Below are 16,551 nucleotides of genomic sequence, written 5' to 3'. Positions count from 1 at the left end.
ACACAATACCATCCCCCACTTCACTCACAATTTATTTAAACCGCACACCCAACCCCCAAACACACCCGGGGGGGGGCCCCCCCCCCCCCCCCCCCCCCCCCCACCGCCGTTCTTCGTGTGACCGATCAGCCCTTCGGCGGCAGCCAGCCCGTCTGGACCAGCTGTGCACCGCGCTTACGCGTGATGAACGTCGCCCGTCCAGGCGTCAGGCTCTGGCCCTTGATGTTGCCCATCAGCGGACCCTCGGCCGGGTCGGCCGAGAAGATCAGACCCTGTGCGCCGAGCTCCTTGGTGCGCTGCATCACGGGCTCGAACGAGGACCGTCCGGCACCCGAGGAGCTGCGCGAGATGATCAGGCGCAGACCCAGGTCACGGGCGAACGGCAGATACTCCAGCAGCGGCTGCAGCGGGTTGCCGCTGCTGGTCGCCACCAGGTCGTAGTCGTCCACGATCACGAACGCGTCCGGCAGGTCGTACCAGCTGCGGTTGCGCAGCTGCTCCGGCGTGACGTCCGGTCCGGGCATCCGTCGGCCCAGCGAACCGGCCAGACCGCTGATGACCTCCTGCAGCTGCGGGCCCGCGGCGCAGTACTTGTAGAGATGGCTGTCCGGAATCTCCCCGAGGTGCGCACGCCGGTAGTCGGAGACCACCATGAGCGCCTTGTCCGAGGGGTACCGCTCCGCGATCTGCTTGCAGATCAGACGCAGCATCGCCGACTTGCCCGACTCGCTCTCGCCGTAGATGACCAGCAGCGGGTCGGTCTCGAAGTCGATGAACGCCGGCGACAGCGTCATCTCGTCGACACCGATCGCGATGCCGTGCTCCGGGTAGTCGTTGCCGTTGGGCAGCTCGTTGACGTGCAGCATCGTCGGCAGCATCCGCACCGCCGGGGCGGGCTCGCCCTGCCAGTTCTCGCTGATCGTCGAGACCAGGTTGGCGATGCCGTCGCTGATCGTCTCCGGGTCCTGCATGCCGTCCAGCCGCGGCAGCGCCGCCAGGAAGTCCAGCTTGTCGGGAGACAGACCGCGACCGGGCTTGCCCATCGGGACGTTCTCCGCGCGCTTGCGGTCGAACTCCGACTCCATCGCGTCACCCAGGCGCAGCTCGACGCGGTTGAGGAGCTGGTCACGCAGGGCCGGCCGCACCTCGGTGTAGCGCGAGGCGGCGAGGACCAGGTGGACACCGAAGCCGAGACCCCGGGCGGCGATGTCCAGGATCACCGGGTCCATCTGCTCGTAGTCGGTCTTGAACGTTCCCCAGCCGTCGATGATGAGGAAGACGTCGCCCCACTTCTGGTCGGGGTAGGCGCCCGCGGCCCGCCGCTGGCGGTAGGTCGAGATCGAGTCGATGCTGTTGGCCCGGAAGAACTCCTCACGCTCGTTGAGGATGCCGACGACCTCGGAGACCGTACGGCGCACCTTCTCGGCGTCCAGACGCGAGGCGACACCGCCGACGTGCGGCAGGCCCTCCATCGTGAGCATGCCGCCGCCGCCGAAGTCGAGGCAGTAGAACTGCACTTCGGACGGGGTGTGGGTGAGCGCGAACGACGCTATGGCGGAACGCAGCAGCGTGGACTTACCGGACTGCGGACCACCCACGACCAGACCGTGACCGGCACCGGCGGAGAAGTCCAGGTACATCACGTCGCGCCGCTGCTCGAACGGCTTGTCCACCAGCGCGACCGGCACCACGAGCTTGCCGAGCGCGGTGTACTCCGGCGCGTGCACACCCCGCTCGGGCGTGACCGCGAGCGTCGGCAGCAGCTGGTTGACCGTGGGCGGCTCCTCCAGCGGGGGCAGCCACACCTGGTGCGCCGGCGGGCCCTGGCCCACCATGCGCTGGACGATGACGTCCAGCACGGTGTCGGCCAGCGCGTCGTCCACCTCCGGCTCCGTCGCCTCGACGACGACGGGCTCCTCGATGATCTGCTCGATGACCGGGGCCGCGGTGAACGGCACCGGCATCCGCATCGACCCGCCACCGACGCCGCCACGGCCGCCGCCACCCGGGCCGCGGTAAACACCACCGACATACGCGGCCTTGAACTGGACCATCGTCTCGGTGTCGTACTTGAGGATGCCGGAACCGGGCACGTTCGGCAGGTGGTAGGCGTCCGGCACACCGATCGCGGTCCGCGACTCGGCCGCGGAGAAGGTCCGCAGACCCAGCCGGTAGGAGAGGAACGTGTCCAGACCGCGCAGCTTGCCCTCTTCCAGACGCTGCGAGGCGAGCAGCATGTGCACACCCATCGATCGGCCGATACGGCCGATCTGGATGAACATCTCGATGAAGTCCGGCTTGGCGGCGAGCAGCTCGGAGAACTCGTCGATGATCATCACCAGCGACGGCAGCGGTTCCAGCGGGGCACCCGCGGCGCGCGCCTTCTCGTAGTCGGTGATGTTGGCGTAGTTGCCCGCCGAGCGCAGCAGCTCCTGACGGCGCTGGAGCTCACCGGTGATCGAGTCCCGCATCCGGTCGATCAGTGTGACGTCCTCACCGAGGTTGGTGATGACGGCCGCGACATGCGGCATCTCCGACATACCGGTGAAGGTGGCGCCACCCTTGAAGTCCGCGAGGATGAAGTTCAGCGTCTCGGACGAGTGCGTGACCGCGAGGGCCAGCACCAGGGTGCGCAGCACCTCGGACTTACCGGAACCGGTCGCACCGACACACAGACCGTGCGGGCCCATGCCCTGCTGCGAGGCTTCCTTGATGTCCAGCATGACGGGCTGGCCGTCCCGGTCGATGCCGAGCGGCACCCGCAGCCGCTCGGCCAGGGTCCGCGGCCGCCACGTACGCGACACATCGACCGAACCGGCGTCACCGATGTCGAGCAGGTCGGTGAAGTCCAGGTTCGACAGCAGCGGTTCCTCGCCGTCCGCGCCCGAACCGGCCCGCAGCGGGGCCAGCTGACGCGCCAGCGCCTCCGCCTCGGCCACCGAGAGGGTGTCGCAGACGCCGTTGTAGACCGCGCCGCTCGCCGACTCCAGCACCAGCTTGCCCGGCCACACCTGCACGGCCAGACCACCGCGGATCTCGTCCAGGTCGCCCGGCACGATCTCCAGGATGGTGACGCCCTGCAGGCCCTCCGCACCGGCGATGACCGAGTCCATCGGCACCTCGCCGGCGTCCAGCACGATCACCAGATGCGGGGTGTCGACCACCGGAGTGCCCTGCGGGCTGAACCGTCCGCGGCCCTCCAACTCGTCCGCCAGCAGCTCCTCGATCTCACCGAGGTCGCCAACGACGAGCCGGCGGGTGCCGGCGCCGTCCGTGGTCTTGTCCTGGACCTGAGGCAGCCACTTCATCCACTCCCAGTCCGCCTGCGCACCGGGGGAGGCGACGACCGCCACCACCAGGTCCTCGGGCGAGTGCAGTGTGCACAGCTGGGCGATGATGGCGCGCGAGGCGCCGTACACCGTGTCCGGGTCACCGGAGACGGTCAGGTGGTAGAAGGCGCGCAGGGAGACCGCCAGCGGCAGGTCGTCCAACTGGCCGTGCTTGTCGAGGAATTCCTTCATCGCATGCGCGGTGAGCGGCTCCAGCTCGTCGACCGGAGCGGTCTCCGGAGCCTTCAGGGGAGTGGCCAGCTGCTGCGGCCCCAGCCCCAGTCGTACCTGCCCGAAGTCCGGGTCGGTCGCCCGGCGCTCCCACACCCGCTTGCCCTCGGCCACGATGGACCACAGCTGGCCCGGGTCGGGGTGGGTGAAGAGCTGGGCGTCCCGCTGCTTGCGCGCGGTGCGGCGTACCTCTTTCCGCTTCTGCGTAAGGTACTTGAGGTAGTCCTGGCGCTCCTGAAGCATTTGTCCGGAAGGTCCCTGGCGGGCCTTGACGATCTGCACGATCGCCATTGCCAGGGTGGACACCACCATGACGCCGCCCATGATTTTCATGAACGGCTGGTTGCCCATGAACAGGAAACCCGCCGATGACGCCATGCCCATCATGGGCATCAGGCTCATCAGCATGTTCTCGCCCTCGCCCTCGCGGGGCAGCTCCGGGGGCGCCTCAAGTGTCACCTCCTCGGAGGGGACTTCAGGTGGCAGCGCGCGGGGCGGGCGCTTGACGATGACAACGCTCACCGAGGCATCAGTCCTTCATGCATCTCGCAGTCTCGGACCGCCCCCGTTGGTTTGACGGTCCCCCGGGCACAAGTCCATGGCCCGACGCAGGCGTTGATCCTACTGTTACGCGTCAAGTCACGGGGTGGGTGGGGCAGCCACCTGATCGGACGGTACGCTGACGCACCGCGAGCCTGCCGAAGCCCCGTTGAGACGGGCCTATATATAGGGCACGCGACGCGACAAAACGCCCAACGGATAGGGGGAACCGCCAGGTGAGCACGACCACAGGCACCGGCTTTTGCCGGGTCACAGTCGCCGCGCCGGACGCACGGATCGATGTGGCTCTGCCGGAGGACGTCGCACTGGTCGACATTTATCCGGAGATCCTGCGGCTCTCCGGACAGTCCCAGGCGGAGGGCGCCCCGACCGGCTACCACCTCGTGCGCCGCGACGGCACCGTACTTGACGCCGGACAGTCGTTGGCGCAGCAGCAGATCCTCGACGGCGACCTTCTTCTCCTGAAGCCGTTCGCCGACTCGCTGCCCCTCCCGGTCTTCGACGATGTCTCGGACGCCGTCGCCTCCGCGGTGAAGCGCAACCGCAGCCGCTGGAGCGACGACCTGATGCACTTCGTCGGCCTCACCGCCGGCGTGCTGCTGCTCGTCATGATGGCGTTCGCGCTGTGGTTCTCGAACCCGGTCGCCCGCGATATGCACCGGCTGCCCGGCATCATCGCCGGCGTCGTCGGCATCGTCCTGGTCGCGCTGGCCGGCGTCCGGGCCCGGGTCTACGACGACCACGCGTCGTCCATCGCCCTCGGCCTCGCCTCGCTGCCGCATCTGCTGATCGCCGGCTCCGGCATCTTCCCGGTGGAAGCGGGCGAGGGACCGGGCCGGCTGCACCTCCTCGTCGGCGCCGTGACGGTACTGATCGCGTCCGTCCTGCTGGTGGTCCTGCTGCCGCGCGGTGACGCACCCTTCGTCGCCGCTGCGTTCCTGTCCGCCGTCGGCACCCTCGCGGTCTTCGGCGCGATCCTCACCGAGGCCTCGCCCAGCGAGGTCGCCGCCGTCACCGCCGTCGTCGCCGTCGCACTGGTCGCCTGGCTGCCCGGACTCTCCGCACGCTTCGCCCGGCTGCCCATCGGCTACAAGTCCCCCGACCAGATCGCCAAGGGCTACGACGGCGAGCGCGGCGAGACCGAGTCGGTCGACTTCGTCAAGATCGGCAACCAGGCGAAGCGCGGCCACGAGCTGCTGCTCGGCCTCGTCGGCGGCTGCTCCGCCCTGGTCGTCGGCTCGGCCGGTGTGGTCCTGGGCTTCTCCGACAACGTCTGGGCCCAGGTGCTGGCGCTCGCCGCGGGCATCACGATCATGCTCCGCGCCCGGCTCTTCGACTACACCGCGCAGGTCGCCTGCCTGACCATCGCGGGCATCCTCACGATCGTCCTGCTGATTCTGGGCATCGCGCTGAACCCGCCGCTCGACATCTTCGTCGAGCTGGAGCGGTACGCGGACTCCGGCCCGCTGAACATCCGCACCGTCTGGTTCTCCGGCAGCATCGCGGCGGGCGCCGCCCTCCTGGTCGGCGTCGGCCTGGTCGTCCCGCGCAAGGGCGTCACCCCCTTCTGGGGCCGGATCTTCGACATCTTCGACGGCCTGATCCTGCTGTCCCTGGTGCCGCTGTGCCTGGCGGTCCTCGATGTGTACGGGACGGTGCGCGGCCTCACCAGCTAACGGCCGCCCCGCTCGCCCTTCCGACGGCCCCCCGACCACCCGGTCGGGGGGCCGTTTGCCAGCTGGTACGCTGTGTGACGGCCCATTCGAGTCATCCAAGATTCCCTGTGAAGCAAACCAGGGGCGCTCACGGGTCAAGACGACTGAGGAGTACCGCGTGTCGCTCGACGCCGCTACGAAGAAGCAGAGCATGGCCGAGTTCGCCACCAAGGAGGGTGACACCGGTTCCCCCGAGGTTCAGGTCGCGATGCTCTCCCGCCGTATCTCGGACCTGACCGAGCACCTCAAGACCCACAAGCACGACCACCACTCCCGCCGTGGTCTGCTGCTGCTGGTCGGCCAGCGCCGCCGCCTGCTGCAGTACCTGGCGAAGAAGGACATCACGCGCTTCCGTGCGCTGGTCGAGCGCCTGGGCATCCGCCGCGGTGCGGCGGGCGCCAAGTAGTCCGTAGAAGACGCCGCAGAGGGAGCGGTTCCCACCGGGGGCCGCTCCCTTTGCCGTATGCGCCGGATGCTTCCGCCACTACGCGGTGGACGGAAGCTTTGTAGTCTGGTGCTATATCGCAAAAGCGAACGCGGTAGGAGCGCCTCCTGGCCGCCGGTCCTCGGTAGTGGCCCCCGGACGATCCATGGACACACCATGCGGCATCACTCCGGGTGCTTCGATCGAAGACCGGCCCGCACCGGCGCTCCACCGAAGACGGTCCGCTGCCACACGGGCAGCGGACGCAGACGAGGAGATATTCCTGGTGGAGAACGAGACCCACTACGCCGAGGCCGTTATCGACAACGGTTCCTTCGGCACCCGCACCATCCGCTTCGAGACGGGCCGCCTGGCCAAGCAGGCCGCCGGTTCCGCCGTGGCGTACCTGGACGACGACACCATGGTGCTGTCGGCCACCTCCGCTTCCAAGACCCCGAAGGACCAGCTGGACTTCTTCCCGCTGACCGTCGACGTCGAGGAGCGGATGTACGCAGCCGGGAAGATCCCCGGTTCCTTCTTCCGCCGTGAGGGCCGTCCCTCCGAGGACGCCGTTCTCACCTGTCGGCTGATCGACCGGCCGCTGCGCCCCTCCTTCAAGAAGGGCCTGCGCAACGAGATCCAGATCGTTGAGACGATCATGGCGCTCAACCCCGACCACCTCTACGACGTGGTCGCGATCAACGCCGCCTCCTGCTCCACGCAGCTGGCCGGTCTGCCCTTCTCCGGCCCGATCGGCGGCACCCGTGTCGCACTGATCAACGGCCAGTGGGTGGCGTTCCCGACCCACACCGAGCTGGAGAACGCGGTCTTCGACATGGTCGTGGCCGGCCGTGTCCTCCCGGACGGCGACGTCGCGATCATGATGGTCGAGGCCGAGGCCACCGAGAAGACGATCCAGCTGGTCAAGGACGGCGCCGAGGCGCCGACCGAGGAGGTCGTCGCCGCTGGTCTGGAGGCCGCCAAGCCCTTCATCAAGGTGCTGTGCAAGGCCCAGTCGGACCTCGCCGCCAAGGCCGCCAAGCCGACCGGCGAGTTCCCGGTCTTCCTCGACTACCAGGACGACGTCCTGGAGGCGCTGACCGCCGCCGTCAAGGACGAGCTGGCCCAGGCGCTGACCATCGCCGGCAAGCAGGACCGCGAGGCCGAGCTGGACCGCGTCAAGGGTCTGGCCGCCGAGAAGCTGCTGCCGCAGTTCGAGGGCCGCGAGCGGGAGATCTCCGCCGCTTACCGGTCGCTGACCAAGTCCCTGGTGCGCGAGCGCGTCATCAAGGACAAGGTCCGCATCGACGGCCGCGGCGTCACGGACATCCGTACGCTCGCCGCCGAGGTCGAGGCGATCCCGCGGGTGCACGGCTCCGCCCTGTTCGAGCGTGGCGAGACCCAGATCCTGGGCGTCACCACCCTCAACATGCTCCGTATGGAGCAGCAGCTGGACACCCTCTCCCCGGTGACCCGCAAGCGCTACATGCACAACTACAACTTCCCGCCGTACTCCGTCGGTGAGACCGGCCGCGTGGGCTCGCCCAAGCGCCGCGAGATCGGCCACGGCGCGCTGGCCGAGCGCGCCATCGTGCCGGTGCTGCCGACCCGCGAGGAGTTCCCGTACGCGATCCGCCAGGTCTCCGAGGCGCTGGGCTCCAACGGCTCGACGTCCATGGGCTCGGTCTGCGCCTCCACCATGTCGCTGCTGAACGCCGGTGTGCCCCTCAAGGCCGCCGTCGCCGGTATCGCCATGGGCCTGATCTCCCAGGAGATCGACGGCCAGACGCACTACGTCGCCCTCACCGACATCCTCGGTGCGGAGGACGCCTTCGGTGACATGGACTTCAAGGTCGCCGGCACCAAGGAGTTCGTGACCGCGCTGCAGCTCGACACCAAGCTCGACGGCATCCCCGCCTCGGTCCTGGCCGCCGCGCTGAAGCAGGCCCGCGACGCGCGTCTGCACATCCTGGACGTCATGAACGAGGCCATCGACGTCCCGGACGAGATGTCCCCGAACGCCCCGCGGATCATCACCGTCAAGATCCCGGTGGACAAGATCGGTGAGGTCATCGGCCCCAAGGGCAAGATGATCAACCAGATCCAGGAGGACACCGGCGCCGACATCACGATCGAGGACGACGGCACCATCTACATCGGTGCCGCCGACGGCCCGGCCGCCGAGGCCGCCCGCGCCACGATCAACGGCATCGCCAACCCGACCATGCCGGAGGTCGGCGAGCGCTACCTGGGCACGGTCGTCAAGACCACCACCTTCGGTGCGTTCGTCTCCCTGCTCCCGGGCAAGGACGGCCTGCTGCACATCTCGCAGATCCGCAAGCTCGCCGGTGGCAAGCGCGTGGAGAACGTCGAGGACGTGCTCGCGGTGGGCGCCAAGGTCCAGGTCGAGATCGCCGAGATCGACCAGCGCGGCAAGCTCTCGCTGATCCCCGTCATCGAGGGTGAAGACGACGACGCCGACAAGAAGGACGACGCCGCCAAGTGACGTCCCGTAGCTCACAGGCGACGGCCCGCACCTCTTCGGAGGGGCGGGCCGTCGCCCGTACCCAAACGCTTCTCAAGGGCACCGCGGGCGCCGGCACGGTCCGCAGGACCACGCTCCCCGGCGGCCTGCGCATCGTCACCGAGACCCTGCCGTCCGTACGCTCGGTCACCTTCGGGATCTGGGCGCATGTCGGCTCCCGCGACGAGACCCCGTCCCTCAACGGCGCCACGCACTACCTGGAGCACCTGCTCTTCAAGGGCACCGAGCGGCGCAGCGCGCTGGACATCTCCGCTGCGATCGACGCGGTCGGCGGCGAGATGAACGCCTTCACCGCGAAGGAGTACACCTGCTACTACGCGCGGGTGCTGGACACGGATCTGCCGCTCGCCATCGACGTGGTGTGCGACATGCTCACCGGCTCGCTGATCCTCGAAGACGACGTCAACGTCGAGCGCGGAGCGATCCTCGAAGAGATCGCGATGACCGAGGACGACCCGGGCGACTGTGTGCACGACCTGTTCGCGCGCACCATGCTCGGCGACACCCCGCTCGGCCGCCCGGTCCTGGGCTCCGTCGACACCGTCAACGCCCTCACCGCCGACCGCGTCCGCCGCTTCTACAAGAAGCACTACGACCCGACGCACCTCGTCGTGACGGCCGCCGGCAACATCGACCACGCCAAGGTCGTCCGCCTGGTCCGCCGCGCCTTCGAGCAGGCCGGGGCGCTGAACCGGACGGACGCCACCCCGGTGGCCCCGCGCAGCGGCAACCGAGCCATCCGCACCGCCGGCCGGGTCGAACTGCTGGGCCGCAAGACCGAGCAGGCCCATGTGATCCTCGGGATGCCCGGCATGGCCCGTACGGACGACCGCCGCTGGGCGATGGGCGTACTGAACACCGCGCTGGGCGGCGGGATGAGCTCCCGGCTCTTCCAGGAGGTCCGTGAGAAGCGGGGCCTGGCCTACAGCGTGTACTCGTACACCTCGGGCTTTGCCGACTGCGGGCTGTTCGGCGTCTACGCGGGCTGCCGCCCCAGCCAGGTGCACGACGTCCTCAAGATCTGCCGTGACGAACTCGACCAGGTGGCGTCCGACGGCCTCACCGACGACGAGATCCGCCGCGCGATCGGCCAGCTCCGCGGCTCCACCGTCCTCGGCCTGGAGGACACCGGCGCGCTGATGCACCGTCTCGGCAAGAGTGAGCTGTGCTGGGGGGAGCAGATGTCGGTCGACGAGATGCTCACCCGGATAGCGGCGGTCACCCCCGACGAGGTGCGCGAGGTGGCCCGCGATGTCCTGGGCGCCCGTCCCTCGCTGTCCGTCATCGGCCCGCTGAAGGACCGGCAGGCGGCCCGGCTGGACGACGCGGTCGCCTAGGGACTCGCCCTAACCACAAAGAGAGAGCTGGAAACGATGAGCAAGCTGCGCGTGGCCGTCCTCGGTGCCCGGGGACGCATCGGCTCCGAGGCCGTACGGGCCGTCGAGGCCGCCGAGGACATGGAACTGGTCGCGACCCTCGGCCGGGGCGACAAGCTGGAGACCCTGGTCGAGGCTGAGGCCCAGGTCGTCGTCGAGCTGACCAACCCCGGCGCGGTGATGGGCAACCTCGACTTCTGCCTGCGGCACGGTATCCACGCCGTGGTCGGTACGACCGGCTGGACCGACGAGCGCCTCGCGCAGCTGCGCACCTCGCTCGCCGCCTCCCCCGAGGCGGGCGTGCTCATCGCCCCGAACTTCTCCATCGGCGCGGTGCTGACCATGCAGTTCGCCCAGCAGGCGGCCCGCTTCTTCGAGTCGGTCGAGGTCATCGAGCTGCACCACCCGAACAAGGCGGACGCCCCGTCCGGTACGGCGGCCCGTACGGCCCAGCTGATCGCCGCGGCCCGCGAGAAGGCGGGCAGCGCGCCCCAGCCGGACGCCACGACCACGGCTCTGGACGGCGCCCGGGGTGCGGATGTCGACGGTGTCCCCGTGCACTCCGTACGGCTGCGCGGTCTGCTGGCGCACCAGGAGGTGCTGCTCGGCGGCGAGGGAGAGACCCTCACCATCCGCCACGACTCCCTCCACCACAGCAGTTTCATGCCGGGCATCCTGCTCGGTGTGCGCCGCGTGGTGACCACTCCGGGCCTGACGGTGGGCTTGGAAAACTTCCTCGACCTGGGCTGACGGGCAGAACCGACGGTGCGCGCAAAGATCACTTACTTCGTCCTCGCGGCAGTTCTGGTCGTCTACTTCGTGCTGGTCGGCAGCCGTGGCGTCCTGCTCATCGAGCAGGGCACCGCGCTGACCGTCACGTTCGGGGCCGCCGTCCTGGTGCTGCCGTTCATCGGTCTCTGGTTCCTGTGGCACACCACCCAGTTCGCCCGTAAGGCAGACATCCTGTCGCGCGAGCTGGAGGCCGAGGGCGGGCTGCCGGTCGACGAGCTGAAGCGCACCCCCGGCGGCCGGATCGACCGCGATTCGGCCGACGAGGTCTTCGCCAAGCGGCAGGCCGAGACGGAGGACGCGCCCGGCGACTGGCGTACCTGGTTCCGGCTGGCGATCGCCTACCACGACGCCCGGGACACCCCGCGCGCCCGCAAGGCCATGCAGCGAGCCATCGCCCTGCACGACAAGAAGCCCGTACGGACGAGCTGAGTCCGTACGGGCCGAGGTGGCGCCTGCCTGGCGCCGGGGGCTTGAGAAGCAGGGCTACGAGCGGTACTCCGCCGCCCAGGCCTCCAGGACATCCGCGGCCTGCTCGAACGCCTCCGGGCGGGACAGGAAATCGCTGTTGTGGTCCGTCACGATGACGCGCAGCGGCTCGCCCTGAGTGCGGTGGACGATCAGGGCCTGACCCTGCACCGTCCGCGGCAGCCCCAGCCAGCGCACCGGCTGCTGGACCGTACGGACCGACGCCACGGCGCGCCACGGCTCCGTCGTCGTACGCAGCAGTCCCACCTGCCGCAGGCCGCTCGCGCTCACCCACAGCCCCACGCGCAGCAGACGCACCGCGAGAACGATCAGCAGCGCCCCCACCACCACACAGACCGCGGCGCCCGGCAGCGAGCCGGCCAGCGCAATGACCATCGCGGAGAGCAGCACGAACGACGCGAGCAGCAAAACCACCGCCGCCGTCCCCACCCGCCACGGTCCGGGGCGATAGGGACGGCGCCAGTGGTCGGGCTCGTCATGCGGCAGCGGGGCCGATTCCGCGGCACTGTGGTCGAAATCGAGGTCGCGGTCGGCCGTCAGGAAGGGTAGGGGCACGGCTGATCCTCATTCATGGGCACGCTACGGAAGCTGTGACCGGTGAGGCTATCGGGACTGGCGGAACGGAACCACTCGGCGGCCCGTCCCGCCCGTCCGATCAGCGGTGCGCTGCCTCCGACTGATGCACCCGGCCCGAGCCGGAACTGTCCTGCTGCAGTGCGGGAAGGCCGAACAGCAGCGCGCCGGCCAGGCCGCCCACCACTGTCAGGGTGATCAGGGATTGGCCGACGAGCTGCGCGCGGGAAGCACGCTGGCGCGGCGGGGGAGTGACATTGCTGCGGAACCGGTCTGCCTCGGCGACAAAGGCGAACGGGACGGGCTCTCGCCGGCGGAACATGAGCGGGCTCTCCTAGGAACCTCGAAGTGGGCACTGTCACAGGGATAGACGTCTGTGGCGTCCGTTTGGTGCCCGTTTTCCGGGACTTCTGTGAAAAACATCAACCGCAGCCCCGCCTCCTGCTATTGACGTCCGACATACACCTAACCATGCGTCATGCGGCATTTCATGCGGTTTCCCGGACTGTCGGTGGCGGGCCGTAGGCTGGGCGCCGCACGAGGATCGATTGGAAGGAACCGCCGGTGTCCCAGACCCCCGATGAGAGCACTGAGAGCCCAGGCAGTGCAGCCGCCAGCTTCCGGAGCGAGGTGACGGTCGAGCTGGTCAAGCACAGCGCGGCCGACAGCGACGTGCTGTGGGCGGCCCGCGTCTCCACGGCCGGCGAGCAGTCCCTGGAAGAGCTCCAGAAGGACCCGGAGCGCTCCAAGGGCCTGATCAACTACCTCATGCGGGACCGGCACGGCAGCCCCTTCGAGCACAACTCGATGACCTTCTTCATCAGCGCGCCGATCTTCGTCTTCCGCGAGTTCATGCGGCACCGCGTCGGCTGGTCGTACAACGAGGAGTCCGGCCGCTACCGCCAGCTGGAGCCGGTCTTCTACGTCCCCGGAGAGTCCCGCAAGCTCGTCCAGCAGGGCCGCCCCGGGAAGTACGAATTCGTCGACGGCACCCCGGCTCAGCACGAGCTCACCACCCGCGTCATGGAGGACACCTACCGCCAGGCCTATGCCGCGTACCAGGAGATGCTCGCCGCGGGCGTCGCCCGCGAGGTGGCCCGTGCGGTGCTCCCCGTCGGCCTGTTCTCGTCCATGTACGCGACCTGCAATGCCCGGTCCCTGATGCACTTCCTGGGCCTGCGGACGCAGCATGAGCTGGCGCAGGTGCCCTCCTTCCCGCAGCGCGAGATCGAGATGGTCGGCGAGCAGATGGAGGCCCACTGGGCCAAGCTCATGCCGCTCACGTACGGCGCATTCAATGCGAATGGCCGCATCGCGCCGTAAGCCCCAGGCGGCGGGCCGGACACCGGGACGCACAGCACGAGCGTGCGAAGTGTCCGGATTGCGGCATTTTGAGAAGTTCATCTACGCTGAACAAACGGACCCGGCACTGCTTGAACCCCCGAGCAGGCAGTGCCGGAGTCCACATCCCTGCTCCCCAGAGGCGCATCCCCCGGTGCGCTACGAGTAGCGTGGGACCCATGGCTCCGACTTCCACACCGCAGACCCCCTTCGGGCGGGTGCTGACCGCCATGGTCACGCCGTTCACGGCGGATGGCGCCCTCGACCTCGACGGCGCGCAGCGGCTCGCCGCCCACCTGGTGGACGCCGGCAATGACGGCCTCGTCGTCAACGGCACCACCGGAGAGTCACCGACCACCAGCGATGCGGAGAAAGCCCAGCTCGTCCGCGCCGTGGTCGACGCGGTCGGCGACCGCGCCTTTGTCGTCGCCGGAGCCGGCACCAACGACACCCGGCACAGCCTTGAGCTCGCCCGCGCCGCCCAGGACGCCGGCGCCCACGGCCTGCTCGCGGTCACGCCGTACTACAGCAAGCCGCCGCAGGAAGGTCTCCTCCGGCACTTCACGGCCATCGCGGACGCCACCGAGCTGCCCGTCATGCTCTATGACATCCCCGGCCGCAGCGGCGTCCCGATCAACACCGAGACCATGGTCCGGCTCGCCGAGCACCCGAGGATCGTCGCCAACAAGGACGCCAAGGGCGACCTCGGACGCGCCAGCTGGGCCATCGCCCGCTCCGACCTCGCCTGGTACAGCGGCGACGACATGCTCAACCTCCCGCTGCTCTCGGTCGGCGCCATCGGCTTCGTCTCGGTCGTCGGCCATATCGTCACCCCCGAGCTGCGCGCCCTCCTGGACGCCCACCTCAACGGCGACGTCACCAAGGCCACCGAGATCCACCAGAAGCTGCTGCCCGTCTTCACCGGCATGTTCCGCACCCAGGGCGTCATCACCACCAAGGCCGCGCTCGCCCTCCAGGGCCTGCCCGCCGGCCCGCTGCGGCTGCCCCTCGTGGAGCTCTCCCCCGAGGAGACCGAACAGCTCACACGAGATCTCGCCGCCGGCGGGGTACAGCTCTGACAACAGACTTCACAACTGAATACGGACCAACAACCGCCACATAGCAAGTGCACGAATGTCATGCGCGCCACGTGCCTCGACGGCAACGTGGCGCGCATGGTGAGGAGAGTCTTTTGAGTCATCCGCATCCTGAGCTCGGCGCCCCGCCGAAGCTTCCCAAGGGCGGCCTGCGGGTCACCCCCCTCGGCGGCCTGGGTGAAATCGGCCGCAACATGACCGTCTTCGAGTACGGCGGCCGGCTCCTGATCGTCGACTGCGGAGTGCTCTTCCCGGAGGAGGAGCAGCCCGGAATCGACCTGATCCTGCCGGACTTCTCGTCCATCAGGGACCGCCTCGACGACATCGACGGCATCGTGCTCACGCACGGCCACGAGGACCACATCGGCGGTGTCCCCTACCTCCTCCGGGAGAAGCCGGACATCCCCCTGATCGGCTCCAAGCTGACCCTCGCGCTCATCGAGGCCAAGCTCCAGGAGCACCGGATCCGCCCCTACACCCTTGAGGTGAAGGAGGGGCACACCGAGCGCATCGGCCCCTTCGACTGCGAGTTCGTCGCGGTCAACCACTCCATCCCGGACGCGCTGGCCGTTGCCATCCGCACCCCCGCGGGCATGGTCGTCCACACCGGCGACTTCAAGATGGACCAGCTCCCGCTGGACCGCCGCCTCACGGACCTCCCCGCGTTCGCCAAGCTCGGCGAGGAGGGAATCGACCTCCTCCTTTCGGACTCCACGAACGCCGAGGTCCCCGGCTTCGTCCCGCCCGAGCGCGATATCTCCAACGTGCTGCGCCAGGTGTTCGCCAATGCCCAGAAGCGCATCATCGTCGCCAGCTTCGCCAGCCATGTGCACCGCATCCAGCAGATCCTCGACGCGGCACACGAATACGGCCGCCGGGTCGCCTTCGTCGGCCGCTCGATGGTCCGCAACATGGGCATCGCCCGCGAGCTGGGCTATCTGAAGGTGCCGGCCGGTCTGGTCGTCGACGTCAAGACGCTCGACGATCTCCCCGACGACGAGGTCGTGCTGGTCTGCACGGGCTCGCAGGGCGAGCCGATGGCGGCTCTCTCCCGGATGGCCAACCGCGACCACCAGATCCGCATCGTCCAGGGCGACACCGTGATCCTGGCGTCCTCCCTCATCCCCGGCAACGAGAACGCGGTCTACCGCGTCATCAACGGACTGACCCGCTGGGGCGCCAACGTCGTCCACAAGGGCAACGCCAAGGTCCATGTCTCGGGCCACGCGTCGGCCGGCGAGCTGCTGTATTTCTACAACATCTGCAAGCCGAAGAACCTGATGCCGGTCCACGGCGAATGGCGCCATCTGCGCGCCAACGCCGAGCTGGGCGCCCTGACCGGCGTACCGAAGGACCGGATCGTGATCGCCGAGGACGGCGTCGTGGTCGACCTCGTCAATGGCGTCGCCAAGATCGTCGGCAAGATCCAGGCGGGCTATGTCTACGTCGACGGCCTCTCGGTCGGCGATGTCACCGAGGCCCATCTGAAGGACCGCCGCATCCTGGGCGACGAGGGCATCATTTCGGTCTTCGTGGTCGTGGACAGCAGCACCGGCAAGATCGTCGGCCCCCCGCAGATGCACGCCCGCGGCTCCGGCATCGACGACTCGGCCTTCTCGGCCGTCATCCCCAAGATCGACGAGGCCCTGGCCAAGTCGGCCCAGGACGGCATCACGGAGCCCCACCAGCTCCAGCAGCTGGTCCGCCGCTCGGTCGGCAAGTGGGTGTCGGACAACTACCGCCGTCGCCCGATGATCCTTCCTGTGGTCGTCGAGGTCTGACGCACCGTCAGCCCCGCAAGGGGAGCGGGGCGCCCGGATTTGCATCCGGGCGCCCCGCTCCAGTAGGTTTACGGCTCCGCCTGAACGGGAAGCACCGCACGCTTGCGCGTACGGCGGCCCTTCCGGAAAGCAGCGGAATTCCGACCCGGAGAAATCTGTTAAAGTCGGAAAAGCCGAAAGGCAAACCCCTTCGACGGGTTCATCAGAAGTAAATTCGGACCGGAAACGGGACGGACTGAACCTGATAAAGTCGGAAAGGCCGAAAAGCGAAAGCCGGACGGTCCACCCCGCTCCAACAGG

The 16,551-nt window shown here is 68.7% G+C and carries 12 protein-coding genes; 9 read left to right on the top strand and 3 right to left on the bottom strand.

All coding sequences use genetic code 11. The annotated features are described in order from the left end of the window. Window positions 1–125: 125 nt before the first annotated feature. A complete protein-coding gene (gene eccCa / locus AB0I10_RS36900) occupies window positions 126–4,082 on the bottom strand; it encodes a type VII secretion protein EccCa (RefSeq protein ID WP_363157122.1) in 3,957 nt (1,318 codons plus the stop codon). 254 nt (window positions 4,083–4,336) lie between these two features. Here eccCa and eccD point away from each other — a divergent pair, with 254 nt between their 5' ends. From eccD to AB0I10_RS36870, 6 genes are all read left to right on the top strand, one after another. After that, window positions 4,337–5,797, top strand: coding sequence for a type VII secretion integral membrane protein EccD (gene eccD / locus AB0I10_RS36895; protein WP_363157121.1), 1,461 nt, complete (start codon window positions 4,337–4,339; stop codon window positions 5,795–5,797). Between the two features lie 157 nt (window positions 5,798–5,954). After that, a complete protein-coding gene (gene rpsO / locus AB0I10_RS36890; RefSeq protein WP_363157120.1) occupies window positions 5,955–6,242 on the top strand; it encodes a 30S ribosomal protein S15 in 288 nt (95 codons plus the stop codon). A 304-nt stretch (window positions 6,243–6,546) separates the two neighbouring features. Beyond that, window positions 6,547–8,766: a polyribonucleotide nucleotidyltransferase gene (locus AB0I10_RS36885; RefSeq protein WP_363157119.1), complete on the top strand. Its 2,220-nt coding sequence runs from the start codon at window positions 6,547–6,549 to the stop codon at window positions 8,764–8,766. After that, window positions 8,763–10,142, top strand: coding sequence for a pitrilysin family protein (locus tag AB0I10_RS36880; protein WP_363157117.1), 1,380 nt, complete (start codon window positions 8,763–8,765; stop codon window positions 10,140–10,142). Before AB0I10_RS36885 ends, AB0I10_RS36880 begins: the two co-directional genes overlap by 4 nt. Before the next feature lie 36 nt (window positions 10,143–10,178). Continuing rightward, window positions 10,179–10,931 (top strand): 4-hydroxy-tetrahydrodipicolinate reductase, encoded by a 753-nt coding sequence (gene dapB, locus AB0I10_RS36875; RefSeq protein ID WP_363157116.1) that lies wholly within the window; start codon window positions 10,179–10,181, stop codon window positions 10,929–10,931. 15 nt (window positions 10,932–10,946) lie between these two features. Next, window positions 10,947–11,402 carry a hypothetical protein gene (locus AB0I10_RS36870; RefSeq protein WP_363157115.1) on the top strand — a complete coding sequence of 152 codons (456 nt, stop codon included), beginning with the start codon at window positions 10,947–10,949 and terminating at the stop codon, window positions 11,400–11,402. Between the two features lie 54 nt (window positions 11,403–11,456). On the opposite strand, the gene AB0I10_RS36865 is transcribed toward AB0I10_RS36870, so the two are convergent. Both AB0I10_RS36865 and AB0I10_RS36860 read right to left on the bottom strand, forming a co-directional pair. Then, complete coding sequence (locus AB0I10_RS36865) at window positions 11,457–12,014, bottom strand: phage holin family protein (RefSeq protein WP_363157114.1); 558 nt, start codon at window positions 12,012–12,014, stop codon at window positions 11,457–11,459. A 100-nt stretch (window positions 12,015–12,114) separates the two neighbouring features. Then, on the bottom strand, window positions 12,115–12,354 hold the full coding sequence (locus tag AB0I10_RS36860; RefSeq protein WP_363157113.1) for a hypothetical protein: 240 nt from the start codon (window positions 12,352–12,354) through the stop codon (window positions 12,115–12,117). A 242-nt stretch (window positions 12,355–12,596) separates the two neighbouring features. On the opposite strand from AB0I10_RS36860, the gene thyX reads away from it, so the two are divergent. The 3 genes from thyX to AB0I10_RS36845 all read left to right on the top strand — a co-directional run bounded on the left by thyX (window position 12,597) and on the right by AB0I10_RS36845 (window position 16,251). Next, window positions 12,597–13,355 (top strand): FAD-dependent thymidylate synthase, encoded by a 759-nt coding sequence (thyX, locus tag AB0I10_RS36855; protein ID WP_363157112.1) that lies wholly within the window; start codon window positions 12,597–12,599, stop codon window positions 13,353–13,355. Between the two features lie 197 nt (window positions 13,356–13,552). Then, window positions 13,553–14,452 carry a 4-hydroxy-tetrahydrodipicolinate synthase gene (gene dapA, locus AB0I10_RS36850; RefSeq protein WP_363157111.1) on the top strand — a complete coding sequence of 300 codons (900 nt, stop codon included), beginning with the start codon at window positions 13,553–13,555 and terminating at the stop codon, window positions 14,450–14,452. Between the two features lie 113 nt (window positions 14,453–14,565). After that, window positions 14,566–16,251, top strand: coding sequence for a ribonuclease J (locus AB0I10_RS36845; RefSeq protein WP_363157110.1), 1,686 nt, complete (start codon window positions 14,566–14,568; stop codon window positions 16,249–16,251). Window positions 16,252–16,551 lie beyond the last annotated feature (300 nt).

This window comes from Streptomyces sp. NPDC050636 (assembly GCF_040654775.1).
In the GTDB taxonomy this organism is placed as follows: domain Bacteria; phylum Actinomycetota; class Actinomycetes; order Streptomycetales; family Streptomycetaceae; genus Streptomyces.
This window is presented reverse-complemented; position numbering and strand designations above follow the sequence as displayed.

Coding starts and splice junctions, on each gene's coding strand:
- AB0I10_RS36860 (WP_363157113.1), bottom strand. CDS start 12,354: ATGTTCCGCCGGCGAGAGCCCGTCCCGTTCGCCTTTGTCGCCGAGGCA.
- dapB (WP_363157116.1), top strand. CDS start 10,179: ATGAGCAAGCTGCGCGTGGCCGTCCTCGGTGCCCGGGGACGCATCGGC.
- dapA (WP_363157111.1), top strand. CDS start 13,553: ATGGCTCCGACTTCCACACCGCAGACCCCCTTCGGGCGGGTGCTGACC.